This window comes from Moorena sp. SIO4A1 (genome assembly GCF_010672065.1).
Lineage (GTDB): Bacteria > Cyanobacteriota > Cyanobacteriia > Cyanobacteriales > Coleofasciculaceae > Moorena.
In genome coordinates this window covers 1-1,027 of record NZ_JAAHHX010001070.1, presented here as the reverse complement: position 1 = coordinate 1,027, position 1,027 = coordinate 1, and the positions used below count along the sequence as shown (strand labels likewise).

Annotated in this window: 2 protein-coding genes and 1 pseudogene; all 3 read right to left on the bottom strand. The window is 38.6% G+C overall.

Annotated features, from left to right (window positions below; translation table 11 throughout):
- Window positions 1-181: 181 nt before the first annotated feature.
- The 3 genes and pseudogenes from F6K53_RS46400 to F6K53_RS45335 all read right to left on the bottom strand — a co-directional run bounded on the left by F6K53_RS46400 (window position 182) and on the right by F6K53_RS45335 (window position 974).
- Window positions 182-517, bottom strand: a pseudogene (locus tag F6K53_RS46400) (DUF5615 family PIN-like protein).
- Window positions 510-827 carry a DUF433 domain-containing protein gene (locus tag F6K53_RS45340; RefSeq protein WP_293087766.1) on the bottom strand — a complete coding sequence of 106 codons (318 nt, stop codon included), beginning with the start codon at window positions 825-827 and terminating at the stop codon, window positions 510-512. Before F6K53_RS45340 ends, F6K53_RS46400 begins: the two are co-directional and overlap by 8 nt.
- Window positions 828-851: 24 nt before the next feature.
- Window positions 852-974 carry a hypothetical protein gene (locus F6K53_RS45335; RefSeq protein WP_293087763.1) on the bottom strand — a complete coding sequence of 41 codons (123 nt, stop codon included), beginning with the start codon at window positions 972-974 and terminating at the stop codon, window positions 852-854.
- Window positions 975-1,027: the final 53 nt, after the last annotated feature.

Here is a 1,027-nt window from a genome sequence, read left to right as displayed (position 1 = left end):
TCAGGGAGTAGGGAGTAGGGAGTAGGGAGTAGGGAACAAAGTTCTCTAAATTCCTACAGGGATTGCTATATCAGCTATCAGCATTCAGCTATCAGCTAATGCGCGTAGCCCATAGGCTGATAGCTGAATGCTTACGGAAACGTGCCTCAACCCAAGCTACGTTTATAATTGCGATCGCATTTTATAAAAATTCAACACGATCAATCATATCTTCAGGAGTATAAACCTCATACATTAACACCAAAGTTTCAATAATTTGACCAAGAGAACGCTTAGTTTGATGACAATAAGCAATGCCTGAATGATTAGGATTTGTAACTGCTAGTTTAAGAAAATCATTATCATGAGTTACTAATACTCTCCCTTATCGACTTGCAAAAGCTAATTGAGACTCATCACTTTTAGTTCTCAACTGGACTTCAACCGTAGTTGTGACATCAATTCCACGATGGCGTAATTCCCGGGCAATTACCGATTTAATATGCTCATCCAAATGATAACGAATCCTTTTACTCACCCTTTAAATTCCTAAGTTTTTCCTGTAATAAAGAAGGGTTATTTTTAGCAAATTTTTGAGCAAATGCTTCCCCTTCTGCCTTACGAATTTCCAGTTCTTCTCGATGATCGTAATAATAGGCCATTGCAGCATGAACCGAAGCTAGAGATAAATTATAATCTTTAGCAATATCTTCAATTGATTCTTCCAGGTTTAGATAGCAATTGACAATATCAATAACAGCTATCCTTGTTCCCGTAATGCAAGGTTTACCGAAGCGAATTTCGGGATTAATACTAATATGTTCTGTACTAACTTGTGTCCTACTCATTTTTTGATTAGATATCCTTTTAATTCAATAGACTTCTTGCAGAAGTCGGGAATAGGGAATAGGGAATGGGGAATAGTGCGATCGCGTAGCGTGGCCTACGGCCAATCGCTTTTGTAGGGTGGGCAAATGGACATGATTGATGATCAAATTGTCAAACTATCATTATTTGCCCAACCTACCCCACTACCCCACTGAGTGAT